General features: G+C 67.7%; 3 protein-coding genes. 1 reads left to right on the top strand and 2 read right to left on the bottom strand.

Annotated features, from left to right (window positions below):
• Window positions 1-990 (top strand): DUF4113 domain-containing protein (locus F8K16_RS06220; protein WP_294948322.1); only part of this gene is annotated, 990 nt, incomplete at its 5' end.
• On the opposite strand, the gene trmB is transcribed toward F8K16_RS06220, so the two are convergent.
• Both trmB and F8K16_RS06210 read right to left on the bottom strand, forming a co-directional pair.
• Entirely contained in the window at window positions 987-1,691 is a 705-nt protein-coding gene (trmB, locus tag F8K16_RS06215; RefSeq protein WP_294948320.1) for a tRNA (guanosine(46)-N7)-methyltransferase TrmB, read from the bottom strand. The two genes, F8K16_RS06220 and trmB, sit on opposite strands and share 4 nt — an antisense overlap.
• On the bottom strand, window positions 1,688-2,340 hold a 653-nt coding region (locus tag F8K16_RS06210), incomplete at its 5' end, for a thiazole synthase (RefSeq protein WP_294948318.1). The genes F8K16_RS06210 and trmB, both read right to left, overlap by 4 nt.

Raw genomic sequence — 2,340 nt, 5'->3', positions numbered from 1 at the left:
CTGCTGGGTCGGCATGCCGCCACGCAGGAAATCTATTCCATCGATGAGAGCTTTCTGACCGTGCCAGGCGGGGTGACGGCCGACTGGGGGCGGGCGCTGCGGGCACAGGTGCGCCAGTGGCTCGGTCTGCCAGTGGCGGTGGGCCTGGGGCGCACAAAGACGGAGGCCAAGCTGGCCAACCACTGGGCCAAGCGCTACCGACTGTTCGACGGCGTGGCGGATGCCACGGCGCTGTCGGATCAGATGCGCACGCTGCTGCTGCGCCAGACACCGGTGGGCGAGCTGTGGGGCGTGGGGCGGCGGCTGAGCACACGGCTGCAGGCGGCGGGCATCCATACGGTGGCGGATCTGCTGGCGCTGGAAGGTGAGGCGGTGCGGCGGATCGGCCATCTGCCCCTGTGGCGGCTGTGGGCGGAGCTGCACGGACAGCCGCAGTTCGCCCTGCAGACCGTTCCAGAGGCGAACCGGACGATTGTCAGCTCCCGCAGCTTTGCCCGGCCGGTGACGGCATTGGCCGAGTTGGAGGCGGCGCTGGCGGATTATGCGATGACCGCCATGCAGAAGCTGTGGCGGCAGAAACTGGTGGCCGGCGCGGTGGCGGTGTTCGCCGTCGGCGGTCGCTTTGCCGCGGGGGCGGCGTCTCCGGCGTGGGCACATGAGAAGCTGCCGATGCCCACGGAGGATGTGGTGGTGGTGCTCAAACTGGCCCGGCGACTGCTGCGCCAGCTGTATCAGCCGGGTGTCAGCTACCGCAAGGTGCTCATCCGCCTGGGCGATCTGCGGCCACGGGATCAGGTGCCGGCGGGCCTGTTCGAGAGGGCGGGGCGTGCTCAGCGGGCCCTGTGGGCCGTGCAGGATCGTTTCGGCCCGCAGGCATTGCGGCTGGGGCGGCAGAGCGCTCTGCGACGGGCGGCGGACTGGCCCATGCGCCGTGATTTCCGTAGCCCGTGCTACACCACCCGCTGGGAAGAGCTGCCGAAAGCGATCTAGCGGCGGCGGTAGAGCAGATCCCAGACGCCGTGGCCGAGGCGCTGACCGCGCTGTTCGAATTTGGTCAGCGGGCGCCAGTCGGGGCGGGGATGGTAGTGACCTTCGCCAGCCAGGTTCTCCAGCAGGGGCTCGGCGTCGCACACCGCAAGCATCTGCTCGGCGTAGTCCTGCCAGTCGGTGGCCAGGTGGAGCAGACCGCCCGGGGCGAGCCGTTCGGCCAGCAGGCGGACGAAGGGCGGCTGGATCAGGCGGCGCTTGTGGTGGCGCTTCTTGTGCCAGGGGTCGGGAAAATAGACCATCACACCGGCCAATGACCGGGCGGGGATCTGGTCGCGCAGCACTTCCACCGCATCGTGGTTGCTGATGCGGATATTGGTCAGGCCGCGCTTTTCCACTTCCATCAGCAGGGCACCGACGCCCGGCCTGTGCACTTCGATGCCCAGGTAGTTGCGCTCCGGGTGGGCTTCGGCCATCTGCGCCAGCGACTGCCCCATGCCGAAACCGATCTCCACCCACACCGGGTTGTCGTTGCCGAACAGTTGGGACAGGTCGAGCGGTTCAGGCGCGTAGGGCACGCCATAGCGGGGCCACAGCAGGTCGTAGGCCCGCTGCTGGCCTTTGGTCATGCGTCCCTGGCGGATGACGAAGGAGCGGATGCCGCGGCGGAAGATCTCGCCGGGTGTCTGGCCGGTCTCGTTCATGCGTCGCGCTTGAAGAAGATGCCCTCATCAGGCGAGGAGGGGCTGGCGCGATAGACCCGCTGGGGCATGCGCCCGGCCAGATAGGCTTCCCGTCCGGCCTGCACCGCCTTTTTCATGGCGGAGGCCATCAGCACCGGGTTCTGCGCCGCAGCGATGGCGGTGTTCATCAGCACCCCGTCGCAGCCCAGTTCCATGGCCACCGCCGCGTCGGAAGCGGTGCCCACGCCGGCGTCCACCAGCACGGGCACGGTGAGCTTCTCCTTGATCATACGGATGTTGTAGGGGTTGACGATGCCCATGCCGGAGCCGATGAGCGAGCCCAGCGGCATCACCGCCACACAGCCCATGTCCTCGAATTCCTTGGCGATGATGGGGTCGTCGGAGGTATAGACCATCACGTCGAAGCCGTCGTCGATCAGCACGCGGGCGGCCTTGAGCGTTTCCACCACGTTAGGGTAGAGGGTGTCCTGATCGCCCAGCACTTCCAGTTTGACCAGATTGTGGCCGTCCAGCAGCTCCCGGGCCAGTTGGCAGGTGCGGATGGCCGACTCGGCGTCGAAGCAGCCGGCGGTGTTGGGCAGCAGGGTGTATTTTTCCGGCGGAATCACCTCCAGCAGGTTGGGCTCATCGGGGTTCTGGCCGATGTTGG

The organism is Sulfurivirga sp., assembly GCF_015490265.1.
Lineage (GTDB): Bacteria > Pseudomonadota > Gammaproteobacteria > Thiomicrospirales > Thiomicrospiraceae > Sulfurivirga.
This window is presented reverse-complemented; position numbering and strand designations above follow the sequence as displayed.